Here is a 22,219-nt window from a genome sequence, read left to right as displayed (position 1 = left end):
TGAACTAGGTTGAAGCCACAAAGTACCGCTCATGAGTACATTAAAACAGTACATGGGGGGGAAGGAGGAATTTTTCAACCCCCAGAAGCACGAAGAATACAACCGGAAACACCTGCACTTGCTGCTCGGTCACGCATTTTTTCGGCAGTTGACTTGGAATAAGGCCCTAAAACGATACGGTGCCAACCTCCACCTGCGCTTACACGGCTTTCAATACCTGAGAATGCCAAAGTAGCTTGCACAGACTCGGCTTGTTCTGCTGTACGGAATGAACCACATTGAACAACCATATTTTGCAAGCTGTTTGTCGGTTTAGTGCTTGGTGCCGTTTGTGGCTGAGCTGCGGGCGCGGTTGGTTGAGCCTCAAGTTTTGGAGGGATATTGACCGCTGGTTTACGTTGTACTGGCTCGACAGGTTGAGTTGGCTCATTGATGAGCACTTGGGAGCGCGGTACTGGTTTACCGTTTGCAGGGATTTCTTGCAAGTTAGTGACAGGCTGGCGTCTGTCAGAATCAATTTGTTCTAATAGCTGGCGCTGTTCAGGTGTTAAATCTGATGGGCGCACAATATTATTGCCAGTACTCGGTTGTTGAATATTTGGCATATCCACACCACGGCGTTCGAGCTCTTTAATATAGCGCCAACGTTCTTCAGGCTTTGGTGGAAGCGTACTTCCCGGTGTTGTTGGTGTGACAACTTGGGGGGGCGGTGTGTCCTTTTTATTTTGAGTGATATAAAACAGGCCGCCAACAAATAGCACGACAATTGCCACAGCAACAACCAATGTTGTCATTGGTAGTCCTTGTGCTTTCTTTGATTTACCTTTGCTTTTTTTACGGGCGGATGAGCGCCCCCGAGCTACATAATCTTTTTGTGCCACGCTATTAATTCACTAGTTATCAATTGTTCGTCATCATTTGGCTTAACATGTTACTTAACCCGAGCAACTTTGACTAGCTTTTAGGCGCTTTTGTGCTCTCTCTGATGATTAAATCAGAATCTAGGAGACGTGAACCCGGGTTTACATTGTGTCCATGGATTTGCTCAAGCAGTAATTGCATCGCATGATGACCAATTTCAGCACGAGGTTGATTAATAGTTGTTAGGGCTGGCAAGGTGTATTTTGATTGCTCTAAGTTATCGAAACCAACAAAAGAAAGGTCATCAGGGAGCTTCAAGCCCATTTTTTTCGCTTGCCACATCGCACCAATCGCCATGATATCACTGTGACAAAAGATAGCAGTAGGTGGTTCGGGAAGTGACATTAATGTTTTCACGGCTTCAGCGCCACCTTCATGGGTAAAATCGCCACGAATAATATAATTTTCACGCAATTTTTCGCCTGTGCGCAACATGGCTTTTTTATAACCTTCTAAACGGTATTGACTTAAAGGCATATGATCAGGGCCTGCAATACAAGCAATCAGTTTATGGCCTTGTTTTTGCAGGTAATGTGTCGCATTAAATGCAGCCGTGAGGTTATCGATATGCACAGTAGGCAGTTTTAGCTCAGGCGCAAATTCATTTGCCATCACTATCGGAGGAAGGTTTTTCTGCTCTTCCGTTGAGATATCGAACGGAATATTGGAACCCAGTAAAACCATACCATCAATTTGTTTAGTAATAATGAGATTAATAAAAGCATTTTCTTGTTTTTCTTGGTGTTTACAGTCTCCAATCAAAACAAAATAGCCTTCTTGAGCAGCGATTTCTTCAATCCCGCAGACGACATCACTAAAGAACGGATCGCGGATATTGGGAACAAGCACAAGAATGGTTTTTGATTCATTGCGCTTATAGCTTCTAGCAAGGTTATGAGGATAATAACCAACATCCATCACCGCTTGTTCGACTTTTTGGCGTGTTTGCAAAGAAACTTTTTCCGGGTTCATGAGTGTTCTTGACACCGTCGCTGTCGAAACGCCCGCGGCACTAGCAACATCTTTCATCGTTGCCGTGTTATTGTGTTTTTTACTTTCCACAACGCCTTCCTTAGATTGATTTAATCGTTTGCTTTTTTTGAATGGCGCAAGTACGTCATTATTAGTAGCTATTCTAATTGGTTTCTCAATAATATCTGTTACCTAGTTTGCATAAAAAGTGTGACTTGCGTCATTTTTTAGAGCTGCTTCGCAAATTTTGAAAATAATTCTAAGGGTAAAAAGATAAATGAAACTCAATGTGTGTAAAAAGCGCTCAATTTAGTTGTTTAGCATTATAGGGTAAATAATTCAAAGTTATCAATATGCTGCAAAGACAATATTGGTTATAGCCTATAAAGTTAAATGGCTAGATAAAATGAATCCTTTAACATTGTTCATGGGTTAACAATCAGTTGGGTCCACATCAATATTCCATTTTACTTTGCGACTTTCTGGGTGTTGAAGAATTTCTGGTAACAGTTTCGCCATAAACTGTTGTAAATAAAGTCGCGAAGGGTGTTGCAATAGCAATTGCCAGCGGAATCGGCCGCCACGTTTAGCTTGAATCGACGGCGAGGGGCCTAAAATCCACATTTTTGCATCACTTTGTGGGTGTTGAGTTATATATTGCCGCACATTTTGCAGAAATTGACGCGAATCTTGGTTATTGTGATCTTCTGAGCGGATCAATATATGGTTGGTGTAAGGCGGTAGCATGGCGATTCGGCGCTCTTCCATCGCTTCTTGGGTAAATGTGTTGTAACCCTCTTCAAGCAGTGTGAGCAACAGTGGGTGTTCGGGATGGTGGGTCTGTAAGAACACTTCACCTTGTTTACCGGCTCGCCCTGCTCGGCCAGAAACTTGTACGTATAATTGAGCAAACCGTTCGGCTGCACGAAAATCACTCGAGAACAAAGCTCCGTCAACATCTAATAAGGCGACTAAGGTGACATCAGGGAAATGGTGGCCCTTGGCTAACATCTGTGTGCCAATAAGAATTCGAGCTCCTCCTTCATGTACTTGATTTAAATGTTGTTCCAGTTCGCCTTTACGGCTCGTGGTATCACGGTCAATACGCGTAACGGGAGTGTCAGGGAACAGTTCACAAATACCTTCCTCAAGTTGCTCAGTTCCCATTCCAACAGGCACTAAATGCGTTGAACCACATTGTGGGCATTGATGAGGAACTGGGCGCTGGCTGTCACAATGGTGGCAGCGTAATTGATGGAAATTTTGATGCAAGGTGTAATAGTGGTCACAGCGCTGGCACTCAGCAATCCATCCGCATTCATGGCAAATTAATGCTGGGGAATAACCACGGCGATTTAAAAATAAAATCACCTGATTATTTTGTGCAAGGTGTTCTTTAATATGTTGAATTAATAAGTGAGAAAGGCCAAATTTTAGTGGCTGGCCTTTTAAGTCAATAAGATGTTGAGCCGCAGGGCGTGCATTACCGGCACGAATAGTGAGATTTAATTGCCGATATTTATGTTGCTGTACATTTAGTAAGGTTTCTAACGATGGCGTCGCAGTGCCCATCACAATAGGAATATTGTTCTTTTTAGCGCGAAAAACGGCTAAATCACGTGCATGATAACGCCAACCATCCTGTTGTTTGTATGAGCTGTCATGCTCTTCATCAATAATAATAATGCCAAGGTGGGCGAAAGGCGTGAACAGTGCCGAACGTGTACCAATAATAATGGCATTTTGACCTTGCTTGGTGCGTAGCCAAACTGCTAAACGTTCGCTATCGTTCAGCCCTGAGTGTAAAACATCAACAGGCTCATTGAAGCGCTCACGAAAGCGGCTGATAGTTTGTGGGGTCAAGCCAATTTCAGGCACCAAAACTAAAGCTTGTTTACCTTGAGCAAGAACATTTTCCAATACGCTCAGATACACTTCTGTTTTACCGGACCCCGTTATCCCTGCGAGCAGCCATGGCGAAAATTGGTTATCTTCAGCGCGTATAGCACCGACAGCGGTGGCTTGCTCACTATTAAGCCGCAACCGTTCACCGCAAACTGTAAAGTTTGGTTGCCATTTTTCGCTCGTCGGTTGAACGGGATGTAACTCAATATAAGCTTTCTTTTTCAGTGCTTGTAGAGCACTTTCACTGATTTCAAGCTCATTCACTTGATGGCGATAAACGGGTCTACGACGTAAAAGTGCGAGGGCCTGCTGTTGTTTTGGGGAGCGTTTGAGCTCATTAAGGTCAACGGCTAAGCCTTCATCTGTCACTTGCCATTGCCAAATAGGGGTAAATTCTGCAGGTTTACCTTGGCGCAATAGAGTGGGTAATGCGTGGAATAGTACTTCGCCAATTGGGTAGTGATAGTATTGGGAAGACCACAATAATAGTTGCCAAATATCATCTGGGAAGAGCGTTTGATGGTCGAGAACCAGTTCGATAGCTTTTAATTTATCTTCAGCAAACTCGCTTTTATCGCTGTGTTTTACCACAATACCTAAGGCTTGACGCTTGCCAAACGGTACCATAACACGGCTGCCAATCACTGGCAGTGGCATGTTATCAGGAAGGCGATAATCAAATGTGCGGTTTAATGGGACAGGTAAAGCCACCTGAACGACGATCATATCTGGGTTTCCGTCTATTTTTTATGCGATAATGCGAGCGATTGTTGACTAGAGTACCACAAAATTTACTCAGTTTTCATTGCGTGATAAACAGAATTTCTGTATGATCCGCCGCCTTTGGTATTTATTTTTACCAATATATTAAATTCAATCAACACGACGTGTGGTGTCCGGCGTTAGGGCTGGAATGGCGACACGGCCTTAATAGAGGTTCTCCCATGAAAAAAGGTATTCACCCTAAATACGAAGAAGTTACTGCAACTTGTTCTTGCGGTAATGTAATGAAAATTAATTCAACTGCTGGTCACTCGCTGAACCTGGACGTTTGTGGTAACTGCCACCCGTTCTATACTGGTAAACAGCGTGATGTTGCGACTGGTGGTCGTGTTGATCGCTTCAACCAACGTTTCAGCATCCCAGGTTCTAAAAAATAATCGAACTTGTGAAATGCGAAAAAAAGGGAAACTGAGTTTCCCTTTTTTAATGCCCAAAATAAGCGTTTTTATGTCTAAATGAAGAAATTAGAAGTGATAAACGACACCGAGCATGATGTCATTACTGCGTACTTTGACTTTAGACTTGAGCGTATCGCCATTATAGTTATAGCTATCTTGAATAAAATATAAGGAAAGGCACTACGTCGCAAGGTTTGCGACGTAGTTAAAACTTTGAGGCACGTAATGGCGACTAATTAGGATTAATATTCCCACGTTTCAGGGTCGATACCTAATTCGCGCATGATTTCTTTTGCGGCTTCAGGGATCTCGTCATTACGTTCTTTACGCAAGTCTTCATCATTTGGCAGTGGTTGGCCTGTGAATGCATGCAAAAATGCTTCACACAGTAATTCACTGTTAGTGGCATGACGTAAGTTGTTGATCTGACGGCGAGTACGCTCATCAGTTAAAATTTTTAGTACCTTCAAAGGAATAGATACTGTAATTTTCTTTACTTGCTCACTCTTTTTGCCATGTTCAGCATACGGACTGACATACTCACCATTCCATTCAGCCATGGGTTACCTTGGATATTTTCAGTAATAATTAAAAATAATATACATATTCTTTTTAATAGGAACTTATTCTAAGCTCTAAATCGAGAATATCTGCATATATGTTCGATGAGGATTCACTTATTTTAATAAAAAATAATGTTTAAAATTAACAAGTTAAATCCACTTATGCGATTGACTATCAATTTACACATAATTATTAAGGCTGATTATTCCATTACTTGATATAAACGTAAAGAGGTTTAGACGTCTAGATATGTTGACGTCTAAACATCCGATGGGTATGATTTGGCCTATCACTGTTCAGGAGAAGCGTTTATGACTTACAAGCCGTCAACCATCGCAATTCATAATGGATTAAATGATGACCAACAATTTGGTTGTGTTGTGCCTCCCATTTATTTGTCTAGCACCTATAACTTCACTGATTTTAATGAGCCTCGCGCACATGACTACTCACGCCGTGGAAATCCAGGTCGCGATATTGTGCAAAAAACATTGGCACAGCTTGAGGGGGGGAGCGGCGCAGTAATGACCAACAGTGGGATGTCAGCGCTTCATTTACTCTGTACTGTTTTTTTACAGCCCGGTGATCTATTAGTTGCACCTCATGATTGTTATGGTGGAAGTTATCGGTTATTTAATAGCCAAAGTCAGCGTGGGGCTTACCAAGTGCAATTTGTCGATCAAAGTGATGAATCTGCATTACGAGCTGCGCTCGCTAAAAAACCTAAATTAGTCTTAATTGAAACACCCAGTAACCCATTATTAAGAATTTTTGATATACAGCATATTGCGCAATTAGCGCATGATGTTGGCGCGTTAGTGGTTGTCGACAATACATTTTTAAGCCCTATCCTCCAGCAACCACTGTCATTAGGGGCTGACTTTGTTGTGCATTCATGTACAAAATACCTTAATGGTCATTCAGATATTGTGGCTGGTGTAGTGATTGCCAAAGAGGAAAAATGGGCAATAGAATTAGCGTGGTGGGCGAATAATATTGGTGTCACTGGGGGCGCTTTTGATAGCTACTTATTATTAAGAGGCATCCGAACTCTATCCCCTCGTGTGTTACAGCAACAGCAAAACGCACAAGAGATCGTAAAATATCTTAAATCGCAGCCTTTAGTGAAAAAATTGTATTATCCTGCATTGGAAGATCATCCTGGGCACGAAATAGCGCTGAAACAACAAAAAGGTTTTGGCGCCATGTTGAGTTTTGAATTTGCAGGTGATGAGTCACAACTTCGCCATTTTCTTCGCTCACTTAGCCTGTTTACATTGGCGGAGTCATTGGGTGGGGTGGAAACATTGATTTCCCATACTGCGACAATGACGCATGCAGGTATGTCAGCAGAAGCTCGTGCGCAAGCGGGGATTACAGATAGCTTGCTAAGAATTTCAGTGGGGATTGAAGATCCTCAGGATTTAATCACAGACTTAGATCACGCATTTCAGGTTGCGGGACAACGTTAGCGGAGTTTTTGATGAGTGTACTAACAGCGGTTGAGGTGGCTCCTTGTCACCGTCAGTTACATAAGTTTGGGGGCAGTAGTTTAGCCGATGCGAAGTGCTATCAACGCGTTGCAGCAATTATGGCGAACTATAGTCAACCTGGTGATTTAATGGTGGTTTCTGCCGCGGGTAGTACAACTAATCAGTTGATCAATTGGTTAAAATTAAGCCAAAGTGATCGTATTTCGGCTCATCAAGCTCAACAGTCGTTACGCCGCTATCAACTTGATTTAATTGAATCTCTTTTACCGGAACAAAAAGCCGTAGAATTAAGCCAATTATTTATTCACGATTTAGAGCGTTTAAGTGCGTTGTTGGATAAACCGACTAATGATGCGACTTATGCAGAAGTGGTAGGGCACGGTGAAATTTGGTCTGCGCGCCTTATGGCTGAGGTGCTTGCACAGGCCGGCATGGCGAGTGCTTGGTTAGATGCGCGTTTATTTTTACGCGCTGAGCGTGCGGCACAACCGCAGGTCGATGAAACACAATCGCGTTATTTATTGCAACAACAGTTAACTCAGTTACCGAACCGACGTATTGTCGTGACAGGTTTTATTTCGCGTAATCAGCAAGGTGAGACGGTACTGCTTGGGCGTAATGGGAGTGACTATTCCGCAACACAAGTCGGTGCACTGGCAGATGTGGGAAAAGTAACGATTTGGAGTGATGTCGCTGGAGTATATAGCGCTGACCCTCGTAAAGTGAAAGATGCCTGTTTATTACCCTTATTGCGCCTAGATGAAGCCAGTGAATTGGCGCGCTTAGCGGCTCCTGTTTTACATACACGCACTTTACAACCCGTTTCCGTGAGCAATATTGATTTGCAATTAAGGTGTAGCTATCAACCGGAGCAGGGCTCAACAAAAATTGAACGGGTACTTGCGTCAGGAGCAGGGGCAAAAATCGTGACTAGCCATGATGATGTGTGCTTAATTGAATTGCGCATCGCTGCTGGCCGTGATTTTAAACAAATCTGCAAAGATGTGGATTTATTACTTAAGCGTGCTCAATTGCGTCCTTTGGCGCGTGGTATTCATCATGACCGCTCTTTGCTGCAATTATGTTATACCTCTGAAATTGTCGAAAGTGCCTTAAATACCCTTGAAGAAGCCGGGTTGCCGGGGTCATTATCATTACGTGAAGGTTTTTCTTTGGTTGCGCTAGTCGGTGCAGGTGTGTGTAAAAAGCCATTACATAGCCACCGTTTTTATGAGGAATTAAAAGGGCAGCCTGTTGAATTTATTTGGCATTCAGAGGATGCCATCAGCTTAGTCGCTGTTTTGCGTTCTAACCAAACAGAGCACTTAATTCAAGGGATGCACCAGAGCTTATTCCGTGCAGAAAAACGCATTGGTTTAGTGTTATTTGGTAAAGGGAATATTGGTGCGCGTTGGTTAGAACTTTTTGCTGCGGAGCAATACAAGATTTCGGCACGTAGCGACTTTGATTTTGTCTTAGCAGGTGTAGTAGACAGCCGCCGTAGTTTGCTGAATTACCAAGGGATTGACCCCAGCCGTGCGCTGGCTTTCTTTGATGACGAAGCTGTAGAGCATGAGGACGATAGCCTATTTTTATGGATGCGTTCCCATCCTTATGATGATTTAGTGGTATTAGATGTCACCGCAAGTGAGACACTGGCAGATAACTATGTGGATTTTGCGAGTTATGGTTTTCATGTGATCAGTGCAAATAAAATTGCAGGAGCGGCGCAAACGGCACAATATCGTCAAATACGCGATGCGTTTTCGAAAACAGGTCGTCACTGGCTATACAACGCAACAGTAGGTGCAGGGTTACCGATTAACTATACGGTACGGGACTTAAAAGAAAGTGGTGATTCGATCCTGGCTATCAGTGGTATTTTTTCCGGAACGCTATCATGGCTATTTTTACAGTTTGACGGTTCTATCCCATTTAGCGAGCTAGTAGAGCAAGCTTGGCAGCAAGGGTTAACTGAACCAGATCCACGCATTGATTTATCAGGGCAAGATGTCATGCGAAAATTAATTATTTTAGCCCGTGAAGCAGGTTATGACATCGAACCCGATGATGTGAGAGTGGAATCTTTAGTACCGAAACAGGCTCAGACGGGTTCACTCGATGAGTTCTTTGAAAATAGCGCCATTATTAATGAGCAGATGCAGCAACGTTTAGAAGCGGCGCAAGAACTAGGGTTAGTGCTACGCTATGTGGCACGGTTTGATGCAGTAAAAGGCAAAGCGAAAGTCGGTGTGGAAGCCGTGAAACCGGAACATCCGCTGGCCTCATTATTACCGGGTGACAATGTGTTTGCTATCGAGAGCCGTTGGTATCGAGACAACCCATTGGTGATCCGTGGGCCAGGAGCCGGGCGCGATGTGACCGCTGGCGCTATTCAGTCGGATCTCAACCGGCTCTCTCAACTTTTATAATCATTTTTCAGGTGTATTGGTGTTCTTGGTGGTATTGAGGGCACCGATGCATTATGAATATTTTTAATTTACCCCTTCATTTTCTGTTTTTTATTCTGATGATTTAATTCTTAAACATTATTCATGTCTTAAAAGTGCTGAATCGACGATATATTGCGCTGAAACAATACTTAAATAAGAAAAATTAATAAAAATAAGGCTGTAATTAAATTTCAGAAAAATCCCCCAAAGTCATTTTTTTCTGATATGAATATACACTGAAGGGTAAATTTAGCGGCCTGCATCACAAAACGACAACTCTAACGCAGCCGACTGAAATTTTGTTACAGGAAACTGGGTGCAGTCTGTTAACCGTGAACCGTGCGGGAATGCATTCTGCCAGAAGCACAAGGTCAGGAGTCTCATGAATCAGCAATATTCCGCAATGCGCAGTAATGTCAGTATGCTGGGTAAGCTACTCGGCGATACCATCAAGGAAGCCTTAGGTGAGGACATACTCGACAAAGTTGAGTCCATTCGTAAGCTTTCCAAATCTTCCCGTGCAGGTAATGAAGTTCAGCGCCAAAAACTGCTGATGACATTACAAAATCTTTCTAATGATGAATTGCTACCCGTTGCAAGGGCATTTAACCAATTCTTAAACCTGACAAATGTTGCTGAGCAATATCACAGCATTTCGCCTCACGGTGAAGCGGCAAGTAATCCAGTGGCATTGAAAAATCTGTTTAGCCGATTAAAAGGCAAAAACTTCACGGATGGCGATATTCAAAAAGCGGTTGAACAGCTTTCAATTGAGCTAGTTTTAACGGCTCACCCAACGGAAATTGCCCGCCGTACGTTGATCCATAAACTGGTTGAGGTAAACAACTGCTTATCACAACTCGACCATGATGATATTGCAGATTATGAACGTAATAATATCATGCGCCGCTTACGCCAATTAGTGGCGCAATCATGGCATACCGATGAAATTCGTAAAATTCGCCCAACGCCCATTGATGAAGCGAAATGGGGATTTGCCGTTGTTGAAAATTCATTGTGGGAAGGGGTGCCCGCTTTCTTACGTGAATTTAATGAACAGTTGGAAGATTCAATCGGCGCGGTATTACCCGTTGAAGCGAATCCAATCCGCTTTACCTCATGGATGGGAGGCGACCGTGATGGCAACCCGAACGTGACTGCGGATGTGACTCGTCAGGTGCTATTACTGAGCCGCTGGAAAGCGGCGGACTTATTCCTCAAAGATATTCAAGTGTTGGTTTCAGAGCTTTCAATGACAGAAGCAACCCCAGAGCTGCGTGCGCTAGCAGGGGGAGATGACGTTGATGAGCCTTATCGCCAAATTGCGAAAAATTTACGTAGTCAATTATTCTCGACATTAGAGTATTTAGAGCGTCGTGTTAAAGGCGAGCAAGTTTTACCACCAGCAGACTTATTGGTAGACAACGCCCAGTTATGGGACCCGCTATATGCATGTTATCAATCATTAATTGCCTGCAATATGAAAATCATTGCGAATGGTCAGTTGTTGGATACTCTGCGCCGTATTCGTAGCTTTGGTTTGCAACTGGTACGTATTGATGTCCGCCAAGAAAGCACTCGTCACACCGAAGCCATTGCAGAGCTAACTCAGTATTTAGGGTTGGGTGATTACTCACAGTGGTCAGAAGAGGAAAAACAACAATTCTTGCTGGCAGAGCTACAATCGTTACGCCCATTGATCCCTCAAGACTGGCAACCGAGCGCAGAAACACAGGAAGTATTTGAAACTTGCCGTGTGATTGCGAAAGCCAAAAATGATTCTATCGCAGCTTATGTTATTTCAATGGCGAAAGTTCCGTCAGACGTGTTGGCGGTAAAATTGTTGCTGAAAGAGAATGGAGCATCAGTCCGTTTGCCAGTAGCGCCACTATTTGAAACACTGGAAGATTTAAACAACGCTGAAAGCGTGATGACCAAGCTTTTAAGCATTGAGTGGTATCGCGACCTTATTGATGACCGCCAAATGGTGATGATTGGTTACTCCGATTCGGCTAAAGATGCAGGGGTAATGGCGGCGTCATGGGCGCAATATCGTGCACAAGATGCACTCATTAAGCTGTGTGAGAAAGAAGGTGTCACACTGACATTATTCCATGGGCGTGGCGGTACAATTGGCCGCGGCGGTGCACCTGCACATTCAGCATTACTTTCTCAACCACCAGGTAGTTTAAAAGGTGGGCTGCGGGTAACAGAACAAGGCGAAATGATCCGTTTTAAATTCGGCTTGCCACAAGTCACGATTAGCAGCCTTGCCTTATACGCGAGTGCAATATTAGAAGCGAATCTTTTACCACCACCAGAGCCAAAAGATGAGTGGAAGTCCGTGATGGATTCACTATCTGATGTGTCTTGCGCGATGTACCGTGATTATGTGCGTGAACAACCGGATTTTGTCCCTTATTTCCGCGCTGCGACGCCTGAACTAGAGTTAGGTAAATTACCGCTTGGGTCACGTCCTGCAAAACGTAGACCAACGGGTGGCGTGGAAACTTTGCGTGCTATTCCATGGATCTTTGCATGGACGCAGAACCGTTTAATGCTTCCCGCATGGCTAGGCGCTGGTGCAGCACTGAAACATGTCATTGAGAAAGAAGGCAAACAAGCTGTTCTTGATGAAATGTGGCAGCAGTGGCCATTCTTTAATACACGTATTGCGATGTTAGAAATGGTTTATGCAAAAGCAGACTTATGGCTGGCAGAATATTATGACCACCGCTTAGTGGAAGAGCGCTTATGGCCATTAGGGCAAAAACTACGTGACCAGTTGTCTGAGGATATTAAAAGCGTATTGGCGGTTTCGAAAGACGAAGCGCTAATGGCGGATTTACCTTGGATAGCAGAATCTATCGCGTTACGTAATGTCTATACCGACCCATTAAACGTCTTACAAGCAGAGCTTTTACATCGTTCTCGCCAACAAGAGCACCCAGACCCACGTGTCGAGCAAGCCTTGATGGTAACGATTGCAGGGGTTGCTGCAGGTATGCGTAATACGGGTTAGTTTGTTGATTTTTAAAATACTTGAATAATATGAGGGCTACCAAATGGTAGCCCTCATTATTTTTACAGGGTATTACGAATTGGATGAGCCATCATCTGGTTTATCATGATGAATCAAGTGATATGTAGAGCGAGCTCGAGGGTGAATAAAGAAATGGTTAGCTGGCGCATTGTGCGTTTTGATATGCACCATCGCGACATTCGTTTTTTTACCTTGTTTGTTATGGAAAGCATAAATCACAAAGGGAAGTAAGAAAATAATCACAAAGCTAACCGTAAGTAATGTCACATAGGTATTATCACTCGCCCCCTCAGGTAAAGAGCTCGGTGGGAAGAATGAAACAATAAAGGCTAAGATAGAAATAATGAAGCCAACTAATGCGACGAGAACTTTAACGCCTTTTCCTCCGGGAATATTAAATGCACGTTTTTTCTCTGGTTGCTTGCACACTAAATGCATGTAACCGAGAAATAGCATGAAATAGCTACATAAATAGATAACTACGGTTAAGGCGAGCGCAATAAGGAATGACATATTGCCACCGCCCCCAGTATTGGTGAGGACAATAATTGCCACTGTTGTGATCAGTAATTGGGAAATCACCAGTGTTACCGGCACGCCATTTTTATTCACCTTGGCAAAGCTTTGCGGCAGAATGCCTTTCTGTGCCGCGACATACATACCGCGGGATGGCCCCACAATCCAAGAAGCAATCTCAGCCAGCACACCAAGTAATAATAATGCAGCAATAATTCTTACGGCCCATTCAAGGGAGGAATTAAAGTGTGTGACAAGCACATTGAATGTCTGTACTACACCAGCAGATAAATTAATTTCACTGTTTGGGATCACGGCTGCCACCGATAACCCACCAATTGAGCTTAAACAAATTGCCGCTATCATCAGTAAAAACATCGCTGCGGGGTAATCTCGGCCGGGGTTTTTCATCTCATTGACGTGGGTTGCGGATGCTTCAACACCCATATAACTCAAAATAAAGGCAACAAATACCACTAGTGTGCCAATTTTGGTGAAATCAGGAATAAAAGTTTCAGTACTAATTTCAATAGCTAATGGTGAGCCGCTAACTAAATAGCTGATCGCTAAAAAGACTAAAATTAGAGCTGGGAGCAAAATACCTGCGAAGAAACCGATTTTTGCAATGGTTGCCGTGTATTTGGTTCCACCAAATTGAGTGAAAGCCAATACCCAGAGAATAACAAGCGCCCCTATTGTTTTAGTGATAGGGTCTGTATTAAGTTCTGGCCAATTTAAAATATAAGACAGTGCCCCTAAGACGAAATACAGCATAGGAATAAAGCCAATTGCTATTTGTAAATAACCAAATGAAATGGCGGCAAATCCCCAGCGTTCGCCTAATGTGTTAGAAACCCATGCAAATACACCACCTTCCTCCCAACCTTCTACGGTTGCCATTTCTGCGGCACACAAGGCGACAGGAATAAACCACAATAATCCTCCCAATAGCAGGAAAAATACGAGGCTAAAGCCAGATGTCGCAAATGTTGGATATTCATAAACAGCCATCACCATCGATGCGGTAATGGCAAAAAAGCCGAGTAATGTGAGCTGTTTTGCGGCTGGAGCTGTCGTTGTTGCCATACGAGTTCTCCTCAAATCGATAAACAATCAGCCTTTGCTGGGCGGATCTCAGTAGGAGCCAAAGAACCTAAAGCTCTTTGGCTCGTTAACAACACAATCATGAATAAAAGAATTAACTATGATTAAAGCCGCCGCCTTCTTCTTCCGTTAGCGGTTGATTGACGGGGTGCTTATCGAAATATTCTAAAGTACGTTTGAAGTCATCAATCAGTAATGCCGCTAAATCTAAACTAACACCATGACGTACTAGAATACGTTGAATAACAAGGTCTTCACGGTTTGCTGGCATGGAATAGGCGGGAACTTGCCAGCCGCGACTACGCAGTTTGTCTGCGATGTCATAGAGGGAATATTTGCTGGTGGTTGTGCCTTCTTTTAGTTTCCAGGCTAATGCCGGGATACCCGTTTGGCTATCACCATCAAAAATCATTTCAAATGGCCCTAATTTTTCAATTTCACGGCTGAGATATTGTGCGGTTGCGTAGCAAGCGTTGTGGATTTTTGCATAGCCTTCGCGACCTAGTCTCAAGAAATTATAATATTGAGCAATGATTTGGCCACCAGGACGAGAGAAATTGAGTGCGAATGTTGGCATGTTGCCACCTAAATAATTCACATTAAAAATCAATTCTTCTGGGAGATCTTTGGCTTCACGCCAAATTACCCAGCCAGCGCCTAATGGGGCTAAACCAAATTTATGGCCGGATGCATTAATGGATTTTACGCGTGGTAAGCGGAAATCCCATTCTAAGTCTGGCGCACAGAATGGGGCTAAGAACCCGCCACTCGCACCATCCACATGGATAGGGATATCCAATCCAGTCTCTTTTTGCAGTTTATCGAGCGCATCATGTACGGCTTTGACGGGCTCATATTGGCAGGTAAATGTCACCCCAAGCGTTGGGACCACACCAATGGTATTTTCATCGACGCGTTTGAGCACCTCTTCCGGTGTCATGATAAGGCGGTCGCCTTCAAGTGGAATCTCTCTGAGTTCAACATCGAAATAACGGGCAAATTTGTGCCAACAGATTTGAACTGGGCCACAAATTAAGTTGGGTTTATCAGTCGGTTTCCCTTTAGCGGCTTGTTTTTTGCGCCATTGCCATTTTAACGCGAGCCCACCAAGCATTGCAGCTTCTGAGGACCCGATGGTTGAACAACCAAGGGTATTTTCTGCATCTGGTGAATTCCATAAATCTGCTAACATATGTACACAGCGGTTTTCAATTTCAGCCGTTTGTGGATATTCATCTTTGTCTATCATGTTTTTGTCGATAGACAAATCCATCAAATCACGAATTTCATCATCTACCCATGTCTGGCAGAATGTCGCTAAGTTTTGGCGTGAATTCCCATCTAACATTAATTCATCGCGTACTGCACTAAATACATTACGTGGTGCTTGTTCTTTCAATGGAAATTTGGTTTTTGGTAATGATTTGGATAATTCTAATGATGCGTAGACATCATCCATTCCATTGTGTTTTGAATTTAATGCATTATTACTCATTTCTTAATTCCTCAATAACCATGTGGTAATTAAATAGTATTAATTTTGAGCTCAATATTAAATATACGCTGACTTTTGAAAAATTCAAAAGCGTTCAAATAAAAAAGATAATTTAATGAAAAATGTCATAATTAGAAAGTAATAGTGGAGTGAATGATGGTTTGCGATTGTTTTTTTGATAGATAATTTTATCAAAGGGTGATTTGTGTTTATAAGATGATACTAAAAACTGCATAATTTAACTGAATTATTACATTTTTATGGTTTTTATTTCTATGAATTTAGCTTTTTAGCTATTTTTATTTGATTTTGCATGGGGCGATAATTGTAGGAGAAATACATGATTATTTGTGGGGATTTAATATTTCAGTAATGTTAAATTCTGTGGTTGATATTTAAGCTATAATTTTCATTATATTAAAAATTAATTTATACCATTAACCGTTAAATATATTTATTGCGGTAAGATAAACTTGAATATAGAAGATAATAACACTGGTTTTATTATGGATATGTGGGTCGGAAAACTAATCAGTTTCGATATCACGTCAATGTATTTTTGTAAAAAACAGAAGTTCTTTTGTAAACAATAAATATAAATAGCCAGTTCCGGATAATTGATGATCTTTATTTTTAAGCTAACTAAAGTAGTGCTAGCTAACCAATAGCATATCACGAGCGACAAATCACATATGCTTTCTGAGCGGCTTGTAGGCACAATGAACGAAACAGATTCATGTATTGGATTTATTTCAATATAGATAGGAACCGCCATATACGGAGCCGTACATACATTGGTGTGAAAGGATGGCGGAGTGATCCCGCCTTCTGCTCGATTAGTGACTTGCTTTCTACTGATCCCATCTTTTCCATTCTTTTTTTGGCGTGATGAACTCACGAATTTTACCATTGGCTTTTAAGCTAGCAATTTTCTTATTAGTTGCCTCTTCTTGAGCTAATTGTTCTGGAGTCGGTGGAATATACTGGGTTGCATTTAAATAGAAAGCCCTAGTGCCGCCATTAAGTTTGTAACCACTGATTTTAGAAACCATAGTATCTTTGGTTCCATGTTGTTCTGCATACTTGATTAAGCCATCAGCAACTCCCTCTTTCCATGGTTGCATTTCGTAGTAAGGCACGGCGTTTTTTAAGGATAAATACTCACTAAGTGACTGATCACCGCTCATCATGCCGGAATCAGCCAAGCACATGAAATCCTCAAAAATATTTTTGGGGAGGGATTCAGTTACAACAATATTAATTTGTCGGTTTCCAGTACCTTTAAGCTCAAAAAGTTTTTCTAATTTCCCTTGTTCTGTATCTGCAAGATATAATTGTGCTTTTGAAAATAACATTGGCGAACCAAATTTCCCTGCTTCTTTTTTTGTCAGTATTTCTTGTATGGCTGAGGAAACAGTTTCTTTACCGTCAAAGTAGTGTTTTGTATGCCTAACAAATTCTTCTATATTGAAATTATCACGATAGCAATTGGCTAGCTGGCGTATCACAATAATAAAATTTGTATCTTTATTATCATGCTGTGTCTCTATAAGTTTATTAGTTATGAACAATTGTGCACTGTGCATGGGGAGCTTGGCTTGCCGGTACACAGGTTCAGCACTGAGATAGGCTAAATAGTGGTGGGTATCTTTTGCTAACGATAAATTATAACTATCCATTAAGTTGGATAACTCATATCTGAAACGGTGTTTAATATTATCTATCTGTTTCTGTTCTGTTGCTAAATAACCTATCCCATTATTTAACCCTAAGTTATAAGCGTGGATATTTTTAAACCCATTATGATATAGGTGCTTTATACATTCTCGTAGTTTACTGTCTTGAGGAAGGACATCCATTTCATCAAGGATCATTACTTTTTGTTTGTTAAAATCAAGATATTGACATAGCCGCGTGATGCAAAACTCAATTTGTTGAGATTCCAGTGTGCTAATTGGAGTAATAATAAGTAATGGATTTCTCAATTGGTCAATTGAATTAAAAGTGGGGTCATTTAACGACAAATTACGATAGTCCATTTTTGCAATATCGTCAGCATTCATTGAAATTATGGATACTCTGCAGCCATCATTTAATGCAATGTTTGCGACTTTATTACCCAGTGCTTTATCGCCACCTCCATTCATATAGGGATTAATAATCACGACATCCCGTTGTTCAAATGATCCAGTAGGGAATGCGGCTGTTTTAATCGAGGTGGATGGTGAAGTATTCACCGAAGAGATATTGGACTCAACTTTCATATTTAATACTCATTGTTGGAATTTTTCGGTTTCAATGAGTTTAACTAAGTGGAATTAGGAAACTTTCATAAAGCAATGTCGTGATGTACTTTTAAAAATATATCACGACATTGAGGGGCTAAGGCCTAACGCCTAAAGTATGGCAGATAGCATAGGTGAGCTCAGAACGGTTCAATGTGTAAAAGTGGAAATCTTTTACGCCTTCACGGCTAAGAATTTTAACCATGTCCATGGCAATGGATGCACCGACAAGATTACGGCTTTCTGGGTCATCGTCTAATCCTTCATACATTTTGCTCATCCACGCAGGAATGCGTACGTTAGTCAGTTTAGCAAAGCGCTCAAGTTGGCGAAAGTTAGAGACCGGTAAGATCCCCGGTACAATTTCCACATCAATGCCAGTTGCGACACAGCGGTCACGAAAACGTAAATAGCTTTCAACATCAAAGAAAAATTGAGTAATTGCACGGTTAGCACCCGCATCAATTTTCTTTTTTAAACTAATTAAATCGGCTTGAGCACTTTTGGCTTCTGGGTGGACTTCAGGGTAGGCAGCGACAGAAATATCAAAATCCGCCTCACCTTTTAGCAACTCAACCAAATCAACGGCATACATATCTGGTTTACGGCTGTTGTCAGGTAAATCACCACGCAGAGCAACAATATGACGAATACCATTATTCCAATAGTCACGAGCAATGGCTTTCAGTTCATCAGGGCTTGCATCAATACAAGTTAGGTGAGGGGCGGCAATTAAACCGGTTTTATCTTTAATATCTTTGATGATGCTGTGCGTTCTATCACGTTCACCGGAATTCGCACCATAAGTCACGGAGACAAATTTAGGTTTCAGGTTTTTGAGCCGATCGATGGATTTCCATAGTGTCTGCTCCATCTCTTCACTGCGAGGTGGGAAAAATTCAAATGAAACATTAATTTGGCCATCTAACTCAGCTAAATTTTGATTTAGCGCTTCGCGCTGATTTGCGTGAAAAAAGCTCATACCCTGTAACCTCGCAATTTGCAGACTAACTATTTTTTGTACGTTATTATATCCATTTGTGCGTCTATACGTTTAGACGTCTAAAAGAAATTACCAGATCGGTATCAATAGTCAATACTTAAATTAAATTATGACGCTGAGGTTTTTTCAAAGGCAACAGGAAAATAATTCATGATAAAAAACGCGACTCTTTTCAGTGTCGCGCTTGAATCTATGGCTAGTCAGATTTACTCAGTGAAACAGAAGTGCTCAATCATTTGGCTAATTAATTGGCGAGTAGGCTCAATAAAGCGCATATCAATAAACTCATCAGGTTGATGTGCTTGCTCAATAGAACCAGGGCCAAGAACCAACGTTGGGCAGAGCTCTTGGATAAACGGTGCTTCAGTACAGTAATTCACGGTATCTGCTTTTTGCCCTAACAATTGCTCAATCACTGCGACCATTTTGTGGTCCGTTGGGCATTCATAGCCAGGGATCGGCGGATGCATGGATTCAACCGTCAAGCGACCTGGCCAACGGGCACTAACCGGCTCAAGAGCTTCATTAAGTAGTTCATCTAAATCTTGCAAAGTTAACCCAGGTAGCGGACGAATATCCATATGTAATTCACAACAACCACAAATTCGGTTGGCTGCGTCACCACCATGAATATGACCAAAGTTCATCGTCGGGTAGGGAATGACAAATGCAGGGTTGTTAAATCGTTCTTTTAACGTATTTCGTAAGTCCATTAGGTGGGAAATAGACTCATGCATCAATTCAATTGCATTGACGCCACGTTCTGGGTCACTAGAGTGCCCCGATTGCCCAGTAATGCGGATAGCATTTGATAAATGCCCTTTGTGCGCGCGAATCGGTTGTAACGATGTTGGCTCGCCAATAATTGCAAAATCTGGTCTTAATGTTGTACTGGCTGCAAAATAACGCGCACCAGCCATCGATGTTTCTTCATCTGCTGTGGCTAATATATGCAGTGGGCGTTTGAGTTGTTTTAAATCCATATCGCGTAACGCATCAATAATAAAAGCAAAAAAGCCTTTCATATCTGCGGTTCCGAGCCCATATAACTTGCCGTCATGCTCTGTCAGCTCAAACGGGTTTTTGCTCCAACGCCCATCATCAAAGGGCACGGTATCGGTATGACCGCATAGCATCAACCCACCATTTCCTTCGCCAATGGATGCAAGCAAATTATATTTATCACGCGTTTCCGGTACAGGTTGAATGTTGACCGAAAAACCTAACGTCTCCAGCCATCCACCGAGAAGTTCCACCAGAGCTTTATTGCTCTGATCCAAATGAGAATCAGTCGCACTAATCGACGGAATGGCAATTAATTGACGATAAATCTCAATAAATGCAGGTAATTTAATATTCACTGTTGACAGCCTTTATCCATAATAGTATCAATATTCATGCACTTTATTTGAATAAAAATACACATTAAACTGTTTGGGTCACGAGTACAAGGTAGAAAGCATATGTTGAACACACTCATTATCGGGGCCAGTGGCTATACTGGAGCAGAATTAGCCGCTTATTTGCAACGCCATCCGGAAGTTAATCTTCAAGGATTGATGGTATCGAAGCAAAGTGCGGATGCAAATAAACGTTTTTCTGATTTACACCCTCAGTATAAAGGCATCATCGACCTTCCCGTTCTGCCATTAACCGATGTCGCGGAAGCAGCGAAAGGTATTGATGTTGTTTTCCTTGCCACGGCACATGAAGTGAGCCATGACATTGCACCTCAGTTTCTTGAAGCGGGCTGCGTAGTGTTCGACTTATCCGGTGCTTATCGTGTTCAAGATCCTGCGTTTTATACGCAATACTATGGCTTTGAACATACAAATACTGAATGGCTAATGCAAGCAGTTTACGGTTTAGCAGAATGGCAGGCTGATAAAATTCATCAAGCACAATTGATTGCAGTACCAGGGTGTTACCCAACGGTTTCCCAATTAGCACTTAAGCCATTGATTGAAGCAGATTTACTGGATGAAGCTATGTGGCCAGTCATTAATGCCGCTAGCGGTGTTTCCGGTGCAGGCCGTAAAGCCTCAATGACCAACAGCTTTTGTGAGGTGAGTTTGCAACCTTATGGCCTCTTTACGCATCGTCACCAGCCAGAAATCGCGACTCATTTAGGGAGAGAGGTTATTTTTACACCGCATTTGGGTAATTTCTCTCGAGGCATTCTGGCAACGATTACTTGCAAAGTAAAAACGGGTGTGACGGCAGAAAAAATCACACAAACGTTTAAAGATGCCTATCAAAATAAACCATTAGTGCGGTTATATGAAAAAGGTGTTCCTGCATTGAAATCGGTAGTCGGTACGCCGTTTTGTGATATTGGCTATGTATTGAAAGGTGAACACCTGATTTTAGTGGGTACAGAAGATAACCTACTTAAAGGTGCAGCAGCACAAGCCGTTCAGTGCATGAATATTCGTTTTGGTTTTGCTGAAACTCAGTCTTTACTTTAAGAAGGATTAACCCCATGCAACCCTTAGTGATTAAATTGGGCGGAGTGTTACTTGATAGCATCGAAGCGCTTGAAAAATTATTTACAGCTATCCAAACCTATCGGCAAGCTCATCAACGCGAATTGGTGATTGTGCATGGTGGTGGTTGTTTAGTTGATGAATTGATGCAAAAACTGCAATTACCCGTGGTTAAAAAGCAAGGGTTGCGAGTCACGCCAGCAGACCAAATCGATATTATTACGGGGGCATTAGCAGGCACTGCGAATAAAACATTATTGGCATGGGCAACGAAGTATCAACTTTCGGCAGTAGGTCTTTCTCTCGGTGATGGCCAAAGTGCCACGGTGACGCAACTAAACGAAGAATTAGGCCATGTCGGTAATGCTAAACCTGGTGATGCAAAATTATTGAAATTATTGTTGGGGGCGGGTTATTTACCCATTATCAGCTCTATTGGTATCACACCAAAAGGTGAGTTGATGAACGTGAATGCGGACCAAGCCGCAACCGCTATCGCCCAAGCATTAAACGCAGATCTGGTCTTATTGTCCGATGTGAGCGGTATTTTGGATGGTAAAGGCCAAAAAATTGATGAAATGACGACGCAAAAAGCGCAAAAGTTAATTGAACAGGGAATTATTACTGACGGAATGATTGTGAAGGTCAATGCAGCATTAGACGCTGCGGCAGCCTTGCAACGTTCTGTGGATATCGCAAGCTGGCGTCATGCAGAACAACTTCCCGAACTGTTTAATGGAACAGCAATCGGAACACGGATCTTGGCATCATAAATGAGCCATGGAATAACAATATTAA

Annotated in this window: 15 protein-coding genes; 6 read left to right on the top strand and 9 right to left on the bottom strand. The window is 42.3% G+C overall.

Annotation, left to right across the window (positions count from 1 at the left end; all coding sequences use genetic code 11):
* Positions 1-74: 74 nt before the first annotated feature.
* The 3 genes from ftsN to priA form a co-directional block, all read right to left on the bottom strand.
* Positions 75-881, bottom strand: a complete 807-nt coding sequence (gene ftsN, locus P3L37_RS20405; RefSeq protein ID WP_109912967.1) for a cell division protein FtsN — start codon at positions 879-881, stop codon at positions 75-77.
* Positions 882-954: 73 nt separating this feature from the next.
* Positions 955-1,983, bottom strand: a complete 1,029-nt coding sequence (gene cytR / locus P3L37_RS20400; RefSeq protein WP_004907050.1) for a DNA-binding transcriptional regulator CytR — start codon at positions 1,981-1,983, stop codon at positions 955-957.
* A gap of 342 nt (positions 1,984-2,325) precedes the next feature.
* Entirely contained in the window at positions 2,326-4,524 is a 2,199-nt protein-coding gene (priA, locus tag P3L37_RS20395; RefSeq protein WP_272667533.1) for a primosomal protein N', read from the bottom strand.
* Positions 4,525-4,742: 218 nt separating this feature from the next.
* Between priA and rpmE the strand changes: the two genes are divergently transcribed.
* The gene (gene rpmE, locus P3L37_RS20390; protein WP_004265313.1) at positions 4,743-4,958 is read left to right on the top strand and encodes a 50S ribosomal protein L31; all 216 of its coding nucleotides are present in this window, start codon (positions 4,743-4,745) and stop codon (positions 4,956-4,958) included.
* 263 nt (positions 4,959-5,221) lie between these two features.
* On the opposite strand, the gene metJ is transcribed toward rpmE, so the two are convergent.
* The gene (gene metJ / locus P3L37_RS20385) at positions 5,222-5,539 is read right to left on the bottom strand and encodes a met regulon transcriptional regulator MetJ (protein ID WP_004265315.1); all 318 of its coding nucleotides are present in this window, start codon (positions 5,537-5,539) and stop codon (positions 5,222-5,224) included.
* Between the two features lie 315 nt (positions 5,540-5,854).
* On the opposite strand from metJ, the gene metB reads away from it, so the two are divergent.
* From metB to ppc, 3 genes are all read left to right on the top strand, one after another.
* The gene (gene metB, locus P3L37_RS20380; RefSeq protein ID WP_109912969.1) at positions 5,855-7,015 is read left to right on the top strand and encodes a cystathionine gamma-synthase; all 1,161 of its coding nucleotides are present in this window, start codon (positions 5,855-5,857) and stop codon (positions 7,013-7,015) included.
* Between the two features lie 11 nt (positions 7,016-7,026).
* On the top strand, positions 7,027-9,468 hold the full coding sequence (locus P3L37_RS20375) for a bifunctional aspartate kinase/homoserine dehydrogenase II (RefSeq protein WP_109912970.1): 2,442 nt from the start codon (positions 7,027-7,029) through the stop codon (positions 9,466-9,468).
* Positions 9,469-9,871: 403 nt separating this feature from the next.
* Positions 9,872-12,511: a phosphoenolpyruvate carboxylase gene (gene ppc / locus P3L37_RS20370; protein WP_109912971.1), complete on the top strand. Its 2,640-nt coding sequence runs from the start codon at positions 9,872-9,874 to the stop codon at positions 12,509-12,511.
* A gap of 72 nt (positions 12,512-12,583) precedes the next feature.
* Here ppc and gadC read toward each other — a convergent pair whose 3' ends face one another.
* The 5 genes from gadC to argE form a co-directional block, all read right to left on the bottom strand.
* On the bottom strand, positions 12,584-14,134 hold the full coding sequence (gene gadC / locus P3L37_RS20365; RefSeq protein ID WP_004907073.1) for a glutamate:gamma-aminobutyrate antiporter: 1,551 nt from the start codon (positions 14,132-14,134) through the stop codon (positions 12,584-12,586).
* Positions 14,135-14,246: 112 nt separating this feature from the next.
* A complete protein-coding gene (locus P3L37_RS20360) occupies positions 14,247-15,647 on the bottom strand; it encodes a glutamate decarboxylase (protein ID WP_004907076.1) in 1,401 nt (466 codons plus the stop codon).
* Positions 15,648-16,498: 851 nt separating this feature from the next.
* On the bottom strand, positions 16,499-17,911 hold the full coding sequence (locus tag P3L37_RS20355; RefSeq protein WP_109912972.1) for a hypothetical protein: 1,413 nt from the start codon (positions 17,909-17,911) through the stop codon (positions 16,499-16,501).
* Between the two features lie 118 nt (positions 17,912-18,029).
* Positions 18,030-18,914, bottom strand: a complete 885-nt coding sequence (gene metF, locus P3L37_RS20350) for a methylenetetrahydrofolate reductase (RefSeq protein ID WP_004907080.1) — start codon at positions 18,912-18,914, stop codon at positions 18,030-18,032.
* Positions 18,915-19,141: 227 nt separating this feature from the next.
* Complete coding sequence (gene argE / locus P3L37_RS20345) at positions 19,142-20,296, bottom strand: acetylornithine deacetylase (protein ID WP_004907083.1); 1,155 nt, start codon at positions 20,294-20,296, stop codon at positions 19,142-19,144.
* A 102-nt stretch (positions 20,297-20,398) separates the two neighbouring features.
* Here argE and argC point away from each other — a divergent pair, with 102 nt between their 5' ends.
* Positions 20,399-21,403 carry an N-acetyl-gamma-glutamyl-phosphate reductase gene (argC, locus tag P3L37_RS20340; protein WP_110731563.1) on the top strand — a complete coding sequence of 335 codons (1,005 nt, stop codon included), beginning with the start codon at positions 20,399-20,401 and terminating at the stop codon, positions 21,401-21,403.
* Positions 21,404-21,417: 14 nt separating this feature from the next.
* Positions 21,418-22,194 (top strand): acetylglutamate kinase, encoded by a 777-nt coding sequence (gene argB, locus P3L37_RS20335; RefSeq protein WP_004907091.1) that lies wholly within the window; start codon positions 21,418-21,420, stop codon positions 22,192-22,194.
* Positions 22,195-22,219 lie beyond the last annotated feature (25 nt).

It is taken from the genome of Providencia sp. PROV114, from assembly GCF_032704305.1.
GTDB lineage: Bacteria > Pseudomonadota > Gammaproteobacteria > Enterobacterales > Enterobacteriaceae > Providencia > Providencia rettgeri.
This window is presented reverse-complemented; position numbering and strand designations above follow the sequence as displayed.